Annotated in this window: 17 protein-coding genes; 7 read left to right on the top strand and 10 right to left on the bottom strand. The window is 30.5% G+C overall.

Annotated elements, in window-relative coordinates:
- Nucleotides 1–235: 235 nt before the first annotated feature.
- Together E4J94_RS11050 and E4J94_RS11045 are read left to right on the top strand one after the other, a co-directional pair.
- Nucleotides 236–1,618 carry a type III PLP-dependent enzyme domain-containing protein gene (locus E4J94_RS11050; RefSeq protein ID WP_135835865.1) on the top strand — a complete coding sequence of 461 codons (1,383 nt, stop codon included), beginning with the start codon at nt 236–238 and terminating at the stop codon, nt 1,616–1,618.
- A 28-nt stretch (nt 1,619–1,646) separates the two neighbouring features.
- Nucleotides 1,647–2,621: a deoxyhypusine synthase family protein gene (locus E4J94_RS11045; protein ID WP_135835864.1), complete on the top strand. Its 975-nt coding sequence runs from the start codon at nt 1,647–1,649 to the stop codon at nt 2,619–2,621.
- Nucleotides 2,622–2,688: 67 nt separating this feature from the next.
- On the opposite strand, the gene E4J94_RS11040 is transcribed toward E4J94_RS11045, so the two are convergent.
- Both E4J94_RS11040 and E4J94_RS11035 read right to left on the bottom strand, forming a co-directional pair.
- Nucleotides 2,689–3,135 carry a KTSC domain-containing protein gene (locus E4J94_RS11040; RefSeq protein ID WP_135835863.1) on the bottom strand — a complete coding sequence of 149 codons (447 nt, stop codon included), beginning with the start codon at nt 3,133–3,135 and terminating at the stop codon, nt 2,689–2,691.
- A 55-nt stretch (nt 3,136–3,190) separates the two neighbouring features.
- Nucleotides 3,191–3,796 carry a hypothetical protein gene (locus E4J94_RS11035; protein ID WP_135835862.1) on the bottom strand — a complete coding sequence of 202 codons (606 nt, stop codon included), beginning with the start codon at nt 3,794–3,796 and terminating at the stop codon, nt 3,191–3,193.
- A gap of 118 nt (nt 3,797–3,914) precedes the next feature.
- Between E4J94_RS11035 and E4J94_RS11030 the strand changes: the two genes are divergently transcribed.
- The 5 genes from E4J94_RS11030 (at nt 3,915) to E4J94_RS11010 (ending at nt 11,029) form a co-directional block, all read left to right on the top strand.
- Complete coding sequence (locus E4J94_RS11030; protein ID WP_115000380.1) at nt 3,915–4,475, top strand: hypothetical protein; 561 nt, start codon at nt 3,915–3,917, stop codon at nt 4,473–4,475.
- A 223-nt stretch (nt 4,476–4,698) separates the two neighbouring features.
- Nucleotides 4,699–5,193: a GbsR/MarR family transcriptional regulator gene (locus E4J94_RS11025; protein ID WP_135835861.1), complete on the top strand. Its 495-nt coding sequence runs from the start codon at nt 4,699–4,701 to the stop codon at nt 5,191–5,193.
- Nucleotides 5,194–5,200: 7 nt separating this feature from the next.
- Nucleotides 5,201–6,439: an efflux RND transporter periplasmic adaptor subunit gene (locus tag E4J94_RS11020; protein ID WP_135835860.1), complete on the top strand. Its 1,239-nt coding sequence runs from the start codon at nt 5,201–5,203 to the stop codon at nt 6,437–6,439.
- Between the two features lie 13 nt (nt 6,440–6,452).
- Nucleotides 6,453–9,608: an efflux RND transporter permease subunit gene (locus E4J94_RS11015; protein ID WP_135835859.1), complete on the top strand. Its 3,156-nt coding sequence runs from the start codon at nt 6,453–6,455 to the stop codon at nt 9,606–9,608.
- Nucleotides 9,609–9,610: 2 nt separating this feature from the next.
- A complete protein-coding gene (locus tag E4J94_RS11010) occupies nt 9,611–11,029 on the top strand; it encodes an efflux transporter outer membrane subunit (protein WP_135835858.1) in 1,419 nt (472 codons plus the stop codon).
- A gap of 73 nt (nt 11,030–11,102) precedes the next feature.
- Here E4J94_RS11010 and recN read toward each other — a convergent pair whose 3' ends face one another.
- The 8 genes from recN to E4J94_RS10970 all read right to left on the bottom strand — a co-directional run bounded on the left by recN (nt 11,103) and on the right by E4J94_RS10970 (nt 18,283).
- Entirely contained in the window at nt 11,103–12,761 is a 1,659-nt protein-coding gene (recN, locus tag E4J94_RS11005; protein WP_135835857.1) for a DNA repair protein RecN, read from the bottom strand.
- 1 nt (nt 12,762) lies between these two features.
- Complete coding sequence (gene porD / locus E4J94_RS11000; RefSeq protein ID WP_135835856.1) at nt 12,763–13,671, bottom strand: type IX secretion system protein PorD; 909 nt, start codon at nt 13,669–13,671, stop codon at nt 12,763–12,765.
- A gap of 7 nt (nt 13,672–13,678) precedes the next feature.
- The gene (coaBC, locus tag E4J94_RS10995) at nt 13,679–14,878 is read right to left on the bottom strand and encodes a bifunctional phosphopantothenoylcysteine decarboxylase/phosphopantothenate--cysteine ligase CoaBC (RefSeq protein WP_135835855.1); all 1,200 of its coding nucleotides are present in this window, start codon (nt 14,876–14,878) and stop codon (nt 13,679–13,681) included.
- On the bottom strand, nt 14,878–15,201 hold the full coding sequence (locus tag E4J94_RS10990; RefSeq protein ID WP_019973784.1) for a DNA-directed RNA polymerase subunit omega: 324 nt from the start codon (nt 15,199–15,201) through the stop codon (nt 14,878–14,880). The genes coaBC and E4J94_RS10990 overlap by 1 nt, the downstream gene beginning before the upstream one ends.
- Before the next feature lie 24 nt (nt 15,202–15,225).
- Nucleotides 15,226–16,104: an outer membrane protein assembly factor BamD gene (locus E4J94_RS10985; protein WP_135835854.1), complete on the bottom strand. Its 879-nt coding sequence runs from the start codon at nt 16,102–16,104 to the stop codon at nt 15,226–15,228.
- An 81-nt stretch (nt 16,105–16,185) separates the two neighbouring features.
- Nucleotides 16,186–16,692 (bottom strand): ferritin, encoded by a 507-nt coding sequence (locus tag E4J94_RS10980; RefSeq protein WP_135835853.1) that lies wholly within the window; start codon nt 16,690–16,692, stop codon nt 16,186–16,188.
- Between the two features lie 12 nt (nt 16,693–16,704).
- A complete protein-coding gene (gene dapA, locus E4J94_RS10975) occupies nt 16,705–17,583 on the bottom strand; it encodes a 4-hydroxy-tetrahydrodipicolinate synthase (RefSeq protein WP_135835852.1) in 879 nt (292 codons plus the stop codon).
- A gap of 232 nt (nt 17,584–17,815) precedes the next feature.
- Nucleotides 17,816–18,283: a hypothetical protein gene (locus tag E4J94_RS10970; protein ID WP_135835851.1), complete on the bottom strand. Its 468-nt coding sequence runs from the start codon at nt 18,281–18,283 to the stop codon at nt 17,816–17,818.
- Nucleotides 18,284–18,405: the final 122 nt, after the last annotated feature.

The following is an 18,405-nucleotide window of genomic DNA, read 5'->3' as shown; positions in this document are numbered from 1 at the left end:
AGTATTTTATAATTTTTTTTAATAAAAAAGTTGATGAGTTTTAACCTTTTATTCGAAAGCGTTGAAAATAGAAAAAATCTCAACGCATTACTTTTAATGAATAGAAAAGAGTCTAAGAATTATTCTTTCCCTTTATTGCTTCGCAATGTATATTATGCGATACGTCTGTAATACCCTAAATTTTTCTCGCAAATTTTTTAGAATTATTAAACACACGTAACATTTATAAAGCATAATGAAAACTAAATACATAGATTTAATCACGCAATCATTTGACTTTCCACAAGATGAATTTGAATTAGATGGAGAGTACTTAAAATTTAATGGAATTGACCTAAAAGCTTTGGTCGAAGAACATGGAACACCATTGAAATTTACTTATTTACCTAAAATCTCGCAAAATATACAAAAAGCGAAAGGTTGGTTTGAAAAAGCGCGTGAAGAGTTAAACTATGAAGGAACTTACAATTATTGTTATTGTACAAAAAGTTCTCACTTTCGTCATATTTTAGGCGAAGCATTAAAAAACCATATTCACATCGAGACATCTTCTGCATTTGACATTAATATTGTCGAAAATTTGATTGGAGAAGGATTGATTAATGACGATCAATATGTTGTTTGTAACGGTTTCAAACGTGAGGAATATGTAGAAAATATTGCTCGTTTGGTAAACAGCGGACATCGTAAAACAATCACAGTGATTGATAATTACGAAGAAGTTGATTTGTTTTCGGAAGCGATAGAAGGCGATTTTGAAATCGGAATTCGTATTGCATCTGAAGAAGAACCGAAATTTGAGTTTTATACTTCTCGTTTAGGAATTGGCTACAAGGATATTGTACCGTTTTATCAAACAATGGTAAAACCAAATGAACGCATTAAATTGAAAATGCTTCATTTCTTTATTAATACAGGAATTAAAGACAATTCATATTATTGGAATGAGTTGACAAAATGTTTGAGAGTTTATGTAAACCTTAAAAAAGTTTGTCCAGAATTAGATAGTTTGAATATTGGAGGTGGATTCCCAATCAAAAATTCGTTGAATTTCGAATATGATTACGAATACATGGCGAAAGAAATCTTGTTGCAAATTAAAATGATTTGTGATGAAGAAGGAATTCCTGTTCCAAACATTTTTACAGAATTTGGCTCATTTACAGTAGGAGAAAGTGGAGGAGTGGTCTACAAAATTCTTTATCAAAAGAAACAAAATGATAAGGAATATTGGGATATGATTGATTCTTCTTTTATGACAACTTTGCCAGATGCTTGGGCAATTTCGAAACGATTTGTAATGTTGCCAATTAACCGTTGGTACGATAAGTATGAGCGTGTGTTATTAGGAGGTTTAACATGTGATTCTGATGATTATTATAACTCAGAACAACACGTAAACGCTATTTATCTTCCGAAATATGATCAAGCAAAACCATTGTATATTGGTTTCTTTAATACAGGAGCATATCAAGATAATATTAGTGGATTTGGTGGAATTAATCACTGTTTGATTCCTCAACCCAAATATATTTTGATTGACGAAAATTATGAAGCAAAAGTATATTCCGAAGAGCAAACGCATCAAGATGTGTTGAATACTTTGGGATACAAATAATTGAATTTAAATAAAAAAAACAAATAAAATGAGTAAAGGACCAATCAGTCAGTTTATAGAACATAACTATAGACACTTTAATGCAGCTGCTTTAGTTGATGCTGCAAAAGGATATGAGCAACACTTGTTAGAAGGTGGTAAAATGTTAATTTCTTTGGGTGGAGCAATGTCTACTGCTGAATTAGGAATTTCATTAGCTGAGATGATTCGCCAAGATAAAGTGCATATCATTTCTTGTACAGGAGCAAATTTAGAAGAAGACGTAATGAATTTAGTTGCGCATTCTCATTATAAAAGAATTCCCAATTACCGTGATTTAACACCAGAGCAAGAGCGCGAGCTGTTAGATACACATTTCAACCGTGTTACAGATACTTGTATTCCAGAGGAGGAAGCTTTTCGTCGTTTACAAGAGCATTTAGAGAATGTTTGGCATGCGGCAGAAGAAAAAGGTGAGCGTTATTTACCACACGAATTCTTATACCAAGTTGTAAATTCTGGAGTTTTAGAGCAATATTACGAAATTGATCCTAAAGATTCTTGGATTGTTGCTGCAGCTGAGAAAAATTTACCGATTGTTTGTCCAGGTTGGGAAGATTCTACAACAGGAAACATTTTTGCGTCTAATGTAATCAAAGGAAATTTAAAAGCATCTACAGTAAAATCTGGAATTGAATACATGATTTACTTAACAGAATGGTATCGTGCGAATTCTGAAGGTAAAGGAGTTGGTTTCTTCCAAATTGCAGGTGGTATCTCAGGAGATTTCCCTATTTGTGTTGTTCCAATGATGTACCAAGATTTAGAGTGGACTGATGTTCCTTTCTGGGCGTATTTCTGTCAAATTTCTGACTCTACGACATCTTACGGATCTTATTCAGGAGCTGTTCCAAACGAGAAAATTACTTGGGGTAAATTAGATATCGATACACCAAAATACATGATCGAATCTGATGCAACTATCGTAGCACCGTTGATTTTTAATTACATTTTAGGAAACTAATCAAATTATAAGTATAAAAAAACCACTTCTCAAGAAGTGGTTTTTTAGTTTTATATCGTTCAGATAATTAATCTTTCATTGCTTCACCAGCTTTTCTATGCGTAAATTTCCCATAAATATGTCTTCTTGCAAAACGGCTTGGAGAATCAGAATTAACCATTTTGATGTACGTATTTTTAGGAACACCGAAATATTCGTAATGATTTCCGTCTAAATGTTCTACTTTCAAAATTTGCTCATCCATATAAAAATCATGAATGTTAGATTTTGCCGTTGTAGCAGTATATTCTTCTTTGTTTTTTTCGTGCGTTTCAGGATTTACACTTACTAAAAAGTGGTAAGCTTCGATCACAACTTTACTTTTTTCTTCAGCTTCTATTTTACCTGCTTCGTCGTTGATAAATTTATCAGGATGCGCATCTTTCATCGTATTTCTGTAAATTGTTTTCAACTCTTTTAGAGTAACATTTTTATCAACTCCAAGTAATTTTCTGTGTTCTACAACGCTTTTCATAATGTAATCCTTTTTTCGGAGTGCAAAAGTACGGATTATAAATCACGAAATACGTTTAATAACCATAAGTTTCGTTAAGATTATGATAAATAATTTTCTTTTTGTTGAGAATTTGATATTCAATTCCAATACTATCCTTGTTAACAGAAATTAATTTAGCCTGCTGAATAGGTGTATTTTCTAATTCATATAATTTGGGATCATCAGAATTGAGATTCAATGTTTCAGAAACAATATCACTATAATCTGGCCTTGCAATATTGTTTGATTTTTCTAAAACAAGAAATTTTGATTCATTATTATAGATATAAGCACGTTTCATTGCCATAACTTTTTTCGTAACAACTATTTTGTATTTATCGTTTACTTTAATGGTTTGTATTGTGTTTAGATTAAATAAAAAACTAAGAATAGAGAAAAAAGGGATAGCCATTGGTAAAATGCTCAATCCAACTAAAGCAAAAAGCAGAAATCCATAAATTTTGATGTAGATGATTTTCCAAAATTTAATTACGATGTAAAAGGTGAAAATAATCCAAGTCCAAACAAGGATTTGATAGGTATATTCTCCTTTTAAATTCAAACCAATCAGGTTTAAACTCAATAAAAATAGAATAAGAACAATTGAGAAGATGATGTAAATTTTGAGTGATTTTGACATTTAGGTTATGATTTTTTTTCGAATATACATTATTTATATGATTTGTTCGTTTTGGATAAAACGAATTTTCTTGAATAATTTTGTACTTTTAAACAAGCTAACAACAAATAAAAAAAGTATGAAATTGAAAGACGTTCCTGAATTGAAAAACTCTATTTTAGATCTTCCTTCAAAAGAAAAAGATAAACTTCTTTTGCGTCTTATCAATAAAGATGAAGCTTTAGTAGAGCATTTGCATTTTCAGTTATTAGAGGATGAAAATGATCTGCAATATCGTGTGAAAAGTATATATGAAAAGATTGATTTACAGTTTGAAAAGTCTCATCATTTAATCAATCAGATTAATATTAATAGGAGTCATCGGCAGCTGTTATTGACACTAAAAACATTGAGTGGAATTGTTAATTATCATGTTCAAATTACAAAAGATAAAGTATCAGAATTTGAATTAAGAAAATATATTATTCAAGAATCTTTTAGTCGTTATCCTTATCTTTTTGCAACTTATACAACTGGAGATAATGCCGAAAAATTATACAAATATCAATCAGGTAGGCTGAAATTAATTCAATCGCTTTTTGAAAAATTTCATGATGATTTGAAATATGATTATGAAGAAGATATTGTTAAAATTAACAATTTTTTAAAGAATACATCTATTTGTTTTCACCTTGGATAAATAGTATAATGTTATTGATTTGTTACATAAAAATCTTAGAAATTGTATCTTAATGTGTTTATTATAAGTGTTTTGGTATATTTTTTGTTGAATAAAAAACATGAATTAGCATAAATATTAATTTAATTTATTGTTAAATATTTGAAAAAAGAATAGTTAGTTCTGTGTAAAACGAACTAACTATTTTATATTTGCATGGTTTTTATAGATTTAAACACATATTATGAATATAGAAAATCAGGCTTGTAATATAGATCTTTTTTGCAGTTTTAGCGCGTTTTTGGAGAAAACATACAAATTTCCTCCATTGACAGCAAAATTACAAGCATATATGGTTTTAGAGTCTAATGAAGAAGGTTTTACTTTTGAAGAACTTTTAGAAGTTTTTAATGTTAGTAAAAGTTCTTTATCAAATTCGATAAACTATCTGTTATCAATGAAGCATATTGAATATATTAATAAAATTAACTCTCGAAAAAGATATTTTAGATTAAACTTTAATTATTTAACAGAGAAGCTAGATTTTTTATTCGAAATGATTTCACAAGATATTGTTTTTACAAATCGTATAAAAGAACATAAGTTAGCTAATAATACGCTTTCTAAAAATGCAGATAATAGAGTAATAGATATTTACTTACACCACCTAAATCAAACAAAAGAGTTATTGGATGAAACAATCCTAAAAATTAATAAAATTCAACTAGAAAATAAGTAAAAGTAATATGAAAAACGTTAACGTTATAATGGTTGGTGCTTTGGCAATTGCATTAAGTTCTTGTGGTAAGAAAGATGCATCTGCTCAACAAGCACAAGGTCCAACTCCTTATCCAGTTGTTGATGTGCCTACTAAAGTTGTGACAAGTTATGATGAATATCCTGCAAATATTCAAGGTATTGTGAATAACGATGTTCGTGCTAAAATACAAGGGTATATAACAGAAGTATATGTTGATGAAGGTCAATATGTTCAAGCTGGACAACCTTTATTTAGATTAGAAACAAATGTACTAACTCAAAATGCTGATGCTTTGAAATCTGGTGTAGGTGCAGCTCAAGCTAATGTAAGCGCAGCTCAAGCTAATGTAAATGCAGCTCAAGCAGCAGTACAAGCCGCTCAGGTAGAAGTAAACAAGTTGACTCCATTGGTACAGAAAAATATTATAAGTAATGTACAATTAGAAACTGCAAAAGCTAATTTAGCGAAAGCACAAGCAGGGCACAATCAAGCTGTTGCAGCTTTGGGACAAGCTAAAGCTGGCGTAACACAAGCACAAGCTAATTACAAAGGAGCACAAGCTAATGTGGATTACTCTATTGTAAGAGCTCCTATCAGCGGAGTTATTGGTTCTATTAATTCTCGTCAGGGAACATTAGTTGGTCCGACTGATCAAATGGCAATTACAACTGTTTCTAATACAAGTAAAGTTTATGCTTATTTCTCTATGAATGAGAAAGAGTATTTAGACTTTATTTCAAAGTCTGAAGGAAGCACTTTAAAAGACAAATTAAATAAAATACCAGCAGTTGATTTGGTTTTAGCAAATGGAGATGTTTATCCTGAAAAAGGTAAAATTCAAACTGTTACTGGTCAAATTAACCCTACTACAGGTACTATAGATTTTCGTGTAACATTTAATAATGAAGCTAAAATTTTAGCAAACGGAAACTCTGGTCGTATTCGTGTTCCAAAAACATTTGTAGATGTATTAGTTGTTCCAGAAGCAGCAACTTTTGAACAACAAGGTATGACATATGTTTATAAAGTAACTAAAGATACAGCTTATGCAACTCCAATTACAGTTATTGAAAGAGCTAATAATATGGCAGTAGTAAAAGAAGGTGTTAAGAAAGGAGATAAAGTTGTTGCACAAGGTGTAGGTAAATTAAGAGACAAAACGGCTGTAAAACCAACTCCAGCAAACTTTGATCAAATTGTAGAATCTACAAAACCAATTTTCTAAATTGTAAAAAGATATGTTAAAAAAGTTTATTGAAAGACCCGTATTGTCTACGGTTATTTCTATTATCATATTAATTCTGGGTATACTAGGGCTTTTGACGCTTCCTGTTACTCAGTATCCAGATATCGCACCAGCAACTGTAAAAATATCAGCTTCATATCCTGGAGCAAATGCTAAAACGGTGATGGAATCTGTTATTATTCCTATAGAAGAACAAGTGAATGGTGTAGAAGGAATGGATTATATTCAATCTACAGCTTCTAATAATGGTTCTGCTTCTATTGATGTAATTTTTAAACCAGGTGTTGATGGAGATATAGCTCAGGTAAACGTTCAAAATCGTGTAGCACGTGCTACACCTTTATTACCTTCAGAGGTAACTCGTTCAGGAGTTGTAACACAAAAGCAACAAACATCTGCATTAATGTTCACATCTTTTTATTCAACGAATCCTAAATATGATGAAGTATTCTTGCAGAATTATTTGAATATTAATATTATTCCAGCTTTAAAACGTGTAAGTGGTGTAGGGGATGCAACAGTATTTGGAGCAATGACTTATTCTATGCGTATTTGGTTAGACCCTTCTCGTATGGCTAGTTATGGTCTTATTCCTTCAGATGTATCTGCAGCATTATCTCAGGAATCTCTTGAGGCAGCAGCTGGTGCATTAGGAGAAAACTCGGGGCAATCTTTCCAATACACAATTACATATTCAGGTCGATATAAAACAGAAGATCAATATCGTAATATTGTAATTAAATCGCTTCCAAATGGAGAAGTATTACGTTTAAAAGATGTAGCTAATATTGAGTTTGGAGCTCAATCTTATTCAGCGCGTTCTTCGATGAATGGTGATCCTTCGGCTGTATTTGCTGTTTATCAGACTCCAGGATCTAATGCACAAGAAATTATTGTTAATTTGAGAGAGGAATTAAAGAAAGCTGAATCTCAATTCCCAGAAGGTGTTTCGTACTCAATTTTAATGGATACAAATACATTTTTAGATGCATCAATTGAAAAAGTAGTTCATACTATGATTGAAGCCTTTATATTGGTATTTATAGTAGTTTATATTTTCTTACAAGATTTCCGTTCTACATTGGTTCCGTTAATTGCTGTACCGGTCTCTATTATTGGTACATTCTTTTTCTTGAACTTGGCAGGATTCTCGTTAAACCTTTTAACTTTATTCGCTTTAGTTCTCGCCATTGGTATTGTGGTGGATGATGCGATTGTTGTTGTGGAAGCAGTGCATGCTCGAATGGAATCTCATCATGAATCTCCACTTGAGGCAACAAGAAGTGCAATGGACGAAATTACAGGTGCCATTATTTCAATTACATTAGTAATGTGTGCTGTGTTTGTACCAGTAACATTTATCTCAGGTCCAACAGGTGTTTTCTATAAACAATTTGGTATTACGTTAATTGTAGCAATTTTAATTTCGGCATTAAATGCCTTAACATTATCGCCTGCTTTATGTGCTTTATTTTTAAAACCACATCAAGAAGGAGAACATAAACGTAATTTCATTCAACGTTTTTTTGACTCTTTTAATACAGCGTTTAATACAATTACTCATAAATATGGTAATTCGTTTAAATTCCTTTTTAAACATAAATGGGTAACCTTCTTAATTATTATAGGATCTGGTATAGGAATATGGGGATTCGGAAAAATAATGCCAACAGGGTTTGTACCAGCAGAAGATAATGGATTTATTATCGGTAATATCGAATTACCTGCAGGAGCTTCTATGGATCGTGTTTATGAAGTTGAAAAACAATTTCAAAAAGCAATTGAAAAAATCCCTGGAATTGATAAAGCAACAATCATCTCTGGTAACTCAATTATTTCGGGAGCAGGATCTAACTATGGTATGATGTTCGTTAAATTGAAACCATTTGAAGAACGTACAACTCCTGATGTGGCTATCGAAACAATCATTGGAAAATTATTTGGAGCAGCAGCTCAATTTTCTGATGCTCAAATGATCTTTTTCCAACCACCAGCAATTCCTGGTTTTGGAATGTCTTCAGGTTTCGAATTGAAATTATTAGACAAAACAGGAGGAGATATTGCTGATTTTGACAAAGTTGCAAAAGAATATATTGGCGCGTTAATGCAACGTCCAGAAATTATGTATGCTCAAACTTCTTTAAATACTAATTTCCCTCAGTATGAGATTGATGTAAATATTGAAAGAGCAAAACAATCAGGTGTTTCTGTAAGTTCAATTTTCTCAACATTACAAGGGTATATCGGAGGGCTTTATGCTGCGGATTTTACACGTTTTGGTAAACAATATCGTGTGTATATCCAAGCTTCTCCTGATGATCGTGTGAATGAAATGAGTTTAAATAAAATGTTTGTAAAGACATCTACAGGAGAAATGACTCCAGTATCTCAATTCGTAACTTTAAAACGAGTATATGGACCTAACTCTGTAAATCGTTTTAACTTATTCACATCAGCTAATATTACAGGAGCAGTAAAACCAGGGTTTTCTACAGGTGATGCAATTGGAGCTATTAATGAAGTTTCTGAACAGACATTATCTACTTCTTATGGAACAGACTTTACAGGTCTTACTCGTGAAGAGATTAATTCAGGTTCTCAAACAGCAATGATTTTTGCCTTATGTATTGTTTTTGTATACTTCATTCTTTCTGCACAATATGAGTCTTATGTATTACCATTAGCAGTATTACTATCTGTACCTTGTGGTATGATGGGTGCTTATTTAGCTCAATGGCTTGCTGGATTAGAAAATAATATCTATTTCCAAATTGCCTTAATCATGTTAGTGGGATTATTAGCCAAGAATGCCATTTTGATTGTAGAGTTTGCTTTACAAAGACGTATGCATGGAATGACAATTGTACAAGCTGCTATTGACGGAGCAAAAGCTCGTTTACGTCCTATCTTAATGACATCTTTTGCATTCATTTTAGGATTGATGCCATTAGTATTCGCAACAGGAGTTTCTTCAGCGGGTAACCGTTCTGTTGGTACAGGTGCTGCATTTGGATTGTTAATTGGTACTATATTAGGAGTATTTGTTATTCCTGTATTGTTTGTTATTTTCCAATCAATTCAAGAGAGAATAAAACCAATTAAATTTGATCGTCCACAAGAAGAAATTGAACATAATAATTCAATCTAAAAATGAAAAAGTACAGAATTTTTAATATTACTTTAATCGCAGCTGGATTGTTTGCTGTTCAATCTTGTTTCGTTGCAAAAGATTATAAACGTCCTGAAGTTATTGTAAATGAGGCAAATTTCAGAACAGATGTTATTGCAAAAGACAGTGCTAGTGTTGCAACTGTTTCTTGGAAACAAATTTTTACAGATACACAATTACAAGCTTTGATTAATCAAGGTCTACAAAATAATTTAGATATACGTTCAGCACTGCAAAATATTGCAGTTGCTGAAGCGTATGCAAAGCAAGGTAAAGCAGGATATTTACCGACTTTATCTGTTGGTCCAAAATACACTTTTACAGAAAGTTCTGTAAATACTCAGTTTGGTGCAGCTATTGCTAATCAGGGAGGTAAAAGAGCAGCAAACCAATACGAAGTTTCAGGAAACTTAAGTTGGGAAGCAGATATTTGGGGTAAAATTAGAAGTAATCAACGTGCATCATCTGCAACTTATTTGCAAACTATAGAAGCACATAAAGCAGTTAAAACACAAATTGTTGCTTCTATTGCAAATGCATATTACAACTTATTAGCTTTAGATGAGCAAAAAAGAATCTTAGATAAAACATTAATTAACCGTGAACAAAGTTTAGAAACGACAAAAGCTTTGAAAGAAGCAGGAAGTGTAACAGAAGTTGCGGTTAACCAAACAGAAGCTCAATTATTTAACGTAAAATCTTTATTGGTTGATGTTGAAAATGGTATCAAATTGAACGAAAATGTAATGAGTGTTTTATTAGGAACAAATCCTCAATCAATTAATCGTACAAATATAGCTTCTCAACAAGTTAATGCAAAATTATCTGTTGGTGTTCCAGCTCAGTTATTAGAAAATCGTCCTGACATCAAAGCTGCTGAATTTGGATTGATGAATGCTTTTGAGAATGTAAATGTTGCAAATGCAAGTTTTTATCCTTCTCTTTCTATCACTGCAACTGGCGGTGTACAAGGTATTGATATTGATAAGTTATTCAGTGCGCAATCTTTATTTGCAACGGTTATCGGTAACTTAACTCAACCTTTGTTACAACAACGTAAATTGCGTACGCAAAAAGAAGTTGCTTTAGCAAATCAAGAAAATGCTTTAATTAATTATAAAAGCAAAATATTAAATGCGAGTAAAGAGGTGTCTGATGCTTTATATACATATGATGCTGCAGTTAAAAAAGCTGAATATAAACAAAAAGAATATCAATTATATAATCAAGCAATTACATATTCTGAAGAATTGTTAAACTACGGTATGGCAAACTATTTAGAAGTAATTACTGCAAGAGATAATGGTTTGAATGCAGAATTGAATGTAGTTGATGCTAAGTTATCATCTTTGTCTTCAATGGTCGAATTATATCGTGCTGTAGGAGGAGGATGGCAATAAACACATCTAATCTTAGTAAAAAAAGCCACTCAATTGAGTGGCTTTTTTTATATTAATTTAATTTATTGTTTTATTAATTTAAATTCATTAATTCTTTTGCTTGATTAATTGCTGCATCTGTTAATTCAGACCCAGAAATCATCTGTGCTATTTCTTCTAAACGTTGTTGTTCTGATAATTCAATTACACTTGTTTGTGTTGTTTCACCAACTACTTCTTTATAAACTTTCAATTGATAATTTCCTTTTGAAGCAACTTGAGGTAAGTGTGTAATTACTAAAAGTTGCATGTTCTCAGCCATAGATTGCATAACTTTTCCTGTTTCGTTTGCAACTTTTCCTGAAATTCCCGTATCAATTTCATCTAAAATCAAAGTAGGTAAATGTTGATGAGTTGCTAATAATTTTTTTATAGCCAACATCAATCTTGATCGTTCTCCTCCAGAAACAGATTTTTCGAAAATACGAGGTTCCATTCCTTTATTCGCAGAAAATAGAAACAAGACTTCATCTTTTCCATTTGGAGTAAAATCAGATGTTTCATTCAGTTGAATATTTAATTGAGAATTTTCCATTCCTAATTGAGATAGAGTATTTAGTATATTTTTTCTAATTATTTCAATAGAAGAAATTCTATTTTTTCTAACTTTTTTAGCTTGTTTTTCAAGTTTTTCAGAAGTGGAATTAAGTTCTTTATTCAAATGAATTATTAAATCACTTAAATTATCAAAGCCAGAAGTTTGATTTTCTAGTTCATCACGTTTAATCTTTAATTCTTCAATAGTTAAAACATTATGTTTTCTTAATAGTTTATGAATCAAATCATAACGTTCAGTTATCTCTTGTAAACGTTCAGGATTAATTTCTGTTGATTCAATTAGATGACTCATTTCTCCAGAAATATCTTGAAGTTCTATTTTAGATGAAATTAAGCGTTCATAAATAGAATTATATTGTGAATTATAATCTGAAATCTTATTCAATTTATTACTTGCTTCGTTCAATTGAGAAATAATTCCCATTTCAGAATGTTCTAAAAATTGATAAGTTTCATTCAAAGTTGAAATAATTTCTTCTACATTTGATAAAGATTTTATCTCAATTTCCAATTGTTCTAATTCATCATTTTTTAGCGAAGCATTATTTAATTCTTCCCATAAATGCAATTTATATTCTAAATCTTGTGATTGATTTTCTAATGAATTCTGAGCTTCTTTAATTTTCTTTTTTATAGAAATATATTGATTAAAATCTTTTTTGTATTCTTTTAATAAGTCTTTATTCTCTCCATAAATATCTAACATAGATAACTGAAAATCAGCTTCAAATATTTTCGGTGTATTAAATTGAGAATGAATATCAATTAATAATTCTGATAATTCTTGTAAAATAGAAACTTTAACAGGTGTATCATTGATAAATGCTCGAGATTTACCAGAAGGCAACAACTCTCTTCGAAGAATAGATTCATCTTCGTAATCTAAATCATATTCTTCAAAAAAGTCAATTAATTCTAAATCTTTAATATCAAAAACAGCTTCTATAATGCATTTTTCATCTGCATTTTTCAATGCTTTTAAATCCGCACGTTCTCCTAAAACTAACTTTAAAGCTCCTAAAAGAATTGATTTTCCTGCACCAGTTTCACCAGTGATTGTAGTCATTCCTTTGTGAAAATCAATTTCTAATTGATCTATAATTGCAAAATTATTAACGCGAAGAATTTTTAACATTTTACTTTTTCATTTTATTCCAATATGTATCACTATACTTTGGAGCGATTGAATTTAAAATTTCTTTTAATTTTTCAATATTAACTGTGGAAACTTGTCCACCCGAAAACACTTGACTAATTTCACTATTTTTGGCTGTCAAAAAAAGTTCTAATGGATAAAATTGAGCATAATTTCCTCTCTGATAGAATTCTAATTGTAATAATGTATTTCCTATCGCATTCTTTCCTCTTAATTCATTTTCAGACATAATATCTAAACCATTTCGATGATATTGATAGTTTATATTACGTAATGTTGAATTGTCTGTTTTTAAGATATTGTTAATTAAAGAAGTTCGCGATTTTAATCCATCCATTTCACTCCACCCAGTAAAGTTATTATTAGCTTGTCCAAAATCTGCTATTTTTTTTGCCATTTTAAAATATTCTGTTCCTCCTTCTTTCATAAAAGAATCTGCGTCATATCCTAAAACCAAATAAACATAATAGGTAATTACATCTGTTAAATTCTTTCCACTGAATTTACGATCATTAAAAATTAATTCTTCAAATTCTTGGTACTGAAATGTAAAGTTGTCGTCTGATAAATTTAAAATAGGAGTATAGTAAGTAGAATTGAATACTGGTCGACGAGACTGAACTAAAATAGAACCTTTTAATCTGTTTCCTTCTCGTTCTTTCACAGTAATAACGAAACTAGCTTCAATTCTTTCATACGTTTTTAATCGATCATTTGTCCATTTCGTAGAATTGATAAATGTTGTCAAAGATTTTTCTAAAGTCTGAAATATTTGAGTATTCGAACCTTGAACCATTGAATAATCAACTTTTACATCAGCTATAAGATTCTGAGAAAAAGCAGAAATAGCTAAACATGTTGAAAAGAAAATTGAGGCTAACTTCTTCATTATATTGTTATAATTTATTTAAAATAACATTTAAGATATCTTCTGCAACATCTGTTTTTGATTTCGCTTCAAATTGTTGCATCGATAAATCTTTGTCGATAATTGTAATTTTATTTGTATTCTTCTGAAAACCTGCTTCTTTGTCTTGCATTGAATTAAGAACAATAAAATCAAGATTCTTTTTAGCTAATTTTTTCTTCGCATATTCTTCTTCATTATTTGTTTCTAATGCAAAACCAATTAACAATTGATGTGTTTTGATTTCTCCTAATGATTTTAGAATATCGGGATTCTTAACTAATTCGATGATTAAATTATTATCGTTTTCTTTCTTGATTTTTTGTTCTGCTATCTCTTTCGGACGATAATCTGCGACTGCAGCTGACATTACTACAACATCTGCATCAGAAAAATTAGTATGCATTGCTTCGTACATATCACGAGCAGAGACAACATTAATTCGTTCAATAGGAAAACCAGTAACAGATTCATGACTTGGACCACTAACCAAAATGACTTTTGCACCTAGATTTGCAGCCGCTTTCGCAATCTCAAATCCCATTTTTCCTGAAGAATAATTACCTATAAAACGAACAGGATCTAAGTTTTCGTATGTAGGACCAGCAGAAACAACTACTTTTTTTCCAAATAGAGGGAGTGTAGCTTCAATTGTCTTTTCTAAAAATGCAATAATGTTTTCTGGTTCAGCCATTCTACCTTCTCCAACTAAGCCACTTGCTAATTCACCTGCTTCAGCGGGAATACAAATATTTCCAAATGATTCTAATTTAGATATATTTTCTAGAGTAGAAGGATGTTTGTACATATCTAAATCCATTGCTGGAGCAAAAAAAACTGGACATTTTGCTGAAAGATAAGTTGCTAAAACTAAATTATCACAAGTTCCGTCAGCCATATGAGAAAGAGTATTTGCTGTACAAGGAGCTATGATCATATAATCTGCCCAAAGAGCATATTCCACATGATTATTCCAATCTCCTTTGTCTCCGAAAAATTCCCATTCAACTGGATTTTTGGAAAGAGTAGAAAGTGTAAGAGGAGTTACAAAGTTTTGAGCTTCAGGAGTCATAATAACTTTTACTTCAGCTTCTTTTTTAATAAGCCCTCTAACAAGAAAAGCGGCTTTATAGGCCGCTATTCCAGCAGATACTGCCAAAAGAATTTTTTTACTATGTAAAACAGACATTATTTATCCTCATTTGGATTTCTATAATATACGTCATTGTCTAACCATTCCTTAACCGCTATAGAAGTCGGTTTTGGTAATCTTTCGTAGAATTTTGAAACTTCGATTTGTTCTCTGTTTTCAAAAACTTCTTCTAAAGAATCTGTATGTGCAGCAAATTCATCCAATTTCTGAATTAATTCAGTTTTCATTTCTTGGTTGATTTGTTCTGCTCTTTTTCCCATAATTACAATTGACTCGTATAAGTTTCCTGTTTTTTCATCAATTTTATTACGATCATAAGTTTGTGTTGTTGGTGCTGCACCGATATCCTTGAAATTCATAATGAAAGAATTATATTTATTTTACTATTTATTTTCTTTTTTTAATGTTTTAGCATTTTCTGCTTCAACTTTTATACGTGCTTCTTCTAAATTTACCAATGTTTTTTTAGTTTCAGCTATATCTTTATCAATTTTTTCCATTAATTTATCAGCTTCGCTTTTAAATTTTGTTTCTGGATAATATCTTTTTAATAATAGATACTGAGTTCTAGCGTCCTGAAGACGTAAGTCTTTATTCTCTAAACGCGAAAAATTCAAAGCTAATTCAGCTTTGGAACGTAAAGAGTACATCATAGCTTCTTCTCTAAATTTAGAATCTGGATATTCATCAATCATATTGTCGAAAGACACTCCTGCAGCCTTATATTTCATTGTTTTATAATAAACTTTTGAAATTTCAAAAGACTTCATTTCTAATTTCTGTCTAAGCTCTGTAATGTAATTATTTGCATCTGAAACATGCGAAGATTCAGGATAAGAATTAATAAATCCTTGTAATTCATTAATAGCTGTGTATGTACTTGTTTGATCCAAGTCATATTTTGGTGAATCTTTGTAATATGAAAAAGCAGATTTAAATAATGATTCTTCAGCACGACTATCCATTGGATATGCTCCTGCAAAACTTTTAAATTGATGACCAGCTAGACGATAACTTTTTTCATTAAAATTACCTTGAGCCATATTATAAGCAATATCAGCTGCTTTTTCTGTTCCAACAAAAGATGTTGATATTTTTTCATACAACTCATTTGCTAAGTCATATTTACCATTTTGATATAACTGTGTCGCCAATATAAAGATCTCATCTTTATCTGTACTTTTCATCGCTTTGTTATAGGTCTTATTACAAGACACTAATGAAGCTCCAATTAAAACTAGTAAGCTTAGTTTTTTAAACATTCTGCAAATTTAATAAAATTTGAGGACTAAAGTATAAAAAAAATTATTCTTATCCTCTTAATAAAATATCAAAGTTTTGATTTATTCCGCTGTTGCGTCAACACTTAATGTAACAATGTCGCGATCAAATAGATATAATCCTCCTTTGTCAGAACCAATCATTTCCAATTTATCTAAGATGTTTCGAGCTAACTTTTCTTCTTCAATTTGCTCAGATACATACCATTGTAAAAAATTGTGTGTAGAATAATCTCTCTCTTCTAATGTTAAACCTACAATCTCATTAATTGATTCAGATACGAACATTTCATGTTTTAAAATCGCTGTAAAAATATCTTTTAATGTAGAAAAATCTTGTTTAGGTTCTTCGATTTGAGGAACAAATGCTTTTCCACCTCTTTCGTTAATGAATTTAATTAGTTTTAACATATGCATACGTTCTTCATCAGCATGAGTATACAAGAAGTTTGCAGTACCTTCTAATCCTTTTACTTCAGCCCAAGAAGCCATAGCTAAATATAATTGAGATGAGTCTCCTTCTAATTTTATTTGTTTATTTAAAGCATTTAATACAATATCTTTTATCATAATTTTTATTTTTTAGATGTTTGATAATAATTGGTTGATTTTAGTTGTTAAATTAGCTGATGCAGCAATTAATGGTAATCTTGTAAATGGTTTACAAATTCCTTTGTTATCTAAAACAGCTTTTATTCCACAAGGATTTCCTTCCTCGAAAATAGCACGTGTAATTTCTACGATTTTATAATGAGCAGAATAAGCAGAGTCTATTTCTTTATTTATTGCTTTACGAATCATATCTGTAAAGACGGTAGGAATACCTTGTCCAATTACAGAAATTACACCAGAACCTCCTGCTAGAGTCATTGGTAAAGCAAATTCATCATCACCAGAAATAATATTAAAATCTTTGCGAGTATTCATTCTAATAATATCTGTTGATTGTAAAAAATTTGGTGATGCTTCTTTAATAGCAACTATATTTTTAAAATCATTTGCTAAACGAATTGTTGTTTCTGGAGCGATATTAGAACCTGTTCTACCAGGAACATTGTACAAAATAATATTCGCTTCAGTACTTTCTGCAATCGCTTTATAGTGTTGGTAAATTCCTTCTTGATTTGGCTTATTATAATAAGGAGAAACAGTAAGAATAGCGATATAATCATTCAAATCTGTTTCCTCATATTCTTTAATAACTTCTGCTGTATTGTTTCCTCCAATACCTAAAACCATAGGAACACGATTAGCATTAGCCTTCTTTATTGTTTCAATTACTTGTTTCTTTTCATCTTTTGTAAGTGTAGCTGCTTCTGCAGTAGTTCCTAAAATAACTAAATATTCAACACCACCATCGATACTATAGTTTACTAATTTTTCTAAAGCAATATAATCTACTGTACCATCTTGTTGAAAAGGTGTAACCAAAGCAACTCCCGTCCCAATTAATTGTTTCATTTTCTATAAATGTTATTAAATCTAATAATAAGTTAAAATTCGGAATTATATCTTGAAAAATCAAATCTGATTATAAATCTATAATTAGTCTTAGATAAAATTCAAAATACAATATCATTCAAAAATAATGATTAATTGATAGGAATAAAATTAATTTTAAATAAGATTTTATGATTTTACTTATATAAGATAAGCCGCTCAATTGAGCGGCTTATCTTATATTCAATTTTTATTAGTTAAAAGTATATTTAAATCCTAATGAAAAACGACCAGCTTCGAAGTTAGAATCATTTGTCAAATTCCACCAAGGTTTCCAATCAAAATGTAAAGCCAAAGGTGCAGATGGAATTTTATATTCTAAACCTGCTTGTGGACGAATAGCAAAATATGTTTTATCTTCAAATTTTCCTCCATCAACAAAAGATAATTGAGGACCAACACCTACATACCATCCTAATCCATTTGTACCAGAAAAAGGTTGATTATATGTATAATCTGCACCTAAAACTGTAATATGATCTCCAAACATTACTTGTATATTACCAGCATTTTTACCATCAAAAGAATGTTTAAATTGTGGACCTACAAGTGTCTCTCCATCTCCTAAATCTACAACAACACCTAAAGCATTTTTATAGTTTTGAGCATTCACCTGAGAAATTCCTAATGCCATTACAGCAACTAATAATACTTTTTTCATTTTATAATTTTTTCAATTCTAATTTTGTTATTTATGAATTTTACAAAAAGCGTGCAAATGTTACTTTAGTGTTAAATTTTAACACTTCGAAAATTATTTTCAAATATGTTTAATGCAATTAA

Source organism: Empedobacter tilapiae (assembly GCF_004785645.1).
GTDB classification, from domain to species: Bacteria; Bacteroidota; Bacteroidia; order Flavobacteriales; family Weeksellaceae; genus Empedobacter; species Empedobacter tilapiae.
The sequence above is the reverse complement of the archived record's forward strand: the minus strand, read 5'-3'. Positions and strand labels throughout refer to the sequence as shown.

Coding starts and splice junctions, on each gene's coding strand:
- E4J94_RS11020 (WP_135835860.1), top strand. CDS start 5,201: ATGAAAAACGTTAACGTTATAATGGTTGGTGCTTTGGCAATTGCATTA.
- E4J94_RS11045 (WP_135835864.1), top strand. CDS start 1,647: ATGAGTAAAGGACCAATCAGTCAGTTTATAGAACATAACTATAGACAC.
- E4J94_RS10985 (WP_135835854.1), bottom strand. CDS start 16,104: ATGTTTAAAAAACTAAGCTTACTAGTTTTAATTGGAGCTTCATTAGTG.
- E4J94_RS10970 (WP_135835851.1), bottom strand. CDS start 18,283: ATGAAAAAAGTATTATTAGTTGCTGTAATGGCATTAGGAATTTCTCAG.
- E4J94_RS11025 (WP_135835861.1), top strand. CDS start 4,699: ATGAATATAGAAAATCAGGCTTGTAATATAGATCTTTTTTGCAGTTTT.
- recN (WP_135835857.1), bottom strand. CDS start 12,761: ATGTTAAAAATTCTTCGCGTTAATAATTTTGCAATTATAGATCAATTA.
- dapA (WP_135835852.1), bottom strand. CDS start 17,583: ATGAAACAATTAATTGGGACGGGAGTTGCTTTGGTTACACCTTTTCAA.
- coaBC (WP_135835855.1), bottom strand. CDS start 14,878: ATGTCTGTTTTACATAGTAAAAAAATTCTTTTGGCAGTATCTGCTGGA.
- porD (WP_135835856.1), bottom strand. CDS start 13,671: ATGAAGAAGTTAGCCTCAATTTTCTTTTCAACATGTTTAGCTATTTCT.
- E4J94_RS11015 (WP_135835859.1), top strand. CDS start 6,453: ATGTTAAAAAAGTTTATTGAAAGACCCGTATTGTCTACGGTTATTTCT.
- E4J94_RS10980 (WP_135835853.1), bottom strand. CDS start 16,692: ATGATAAAAGATATTGTATTAAATGCTTTAAATAAACAAATAAAATTA.
- E4J94_RS11035 (WP_135835862.1), bottom strand. CDS start 3,796: ATGTCAAAATCACTCAAAATTTACATCATCTTCTCAATTGTTCTTATT.
- E4J94_RS11050 (WP_135835865.1), top strand. CDS start 236: ATGAAAACTAAATACATAGATTTAATCACGCAATCATTTGACTTTCCA.
- E4J94_RS10990 (WP_019973784.1), bottom strand. CDS start 15,201: ATGAATTTCAAGGATATCGGTGCAGCACCAACAACACAAACTTATGAT.
- E4J94_RS11040 (WP_135835863.1), bottom strand. CDS start 3,135: ATGAAAAGCGTTGTAGAACACAGAAAATTACTTGGAGTTGATAAAAAT.
- E4J94_RS11010 (WP_135835858.1), top strand. CDS start 9,611: ATGAAAAAGTACAGAATTTTTAATATTACTTTAATCGCAGCTGGATTG.
- E4J94_RS11030 (WP_115000380.1), top strand. CDS start 3,915: ATGAAATTGAAAGACGTTCCTGAATTGAAAAACTCTATTTTAGATCTT.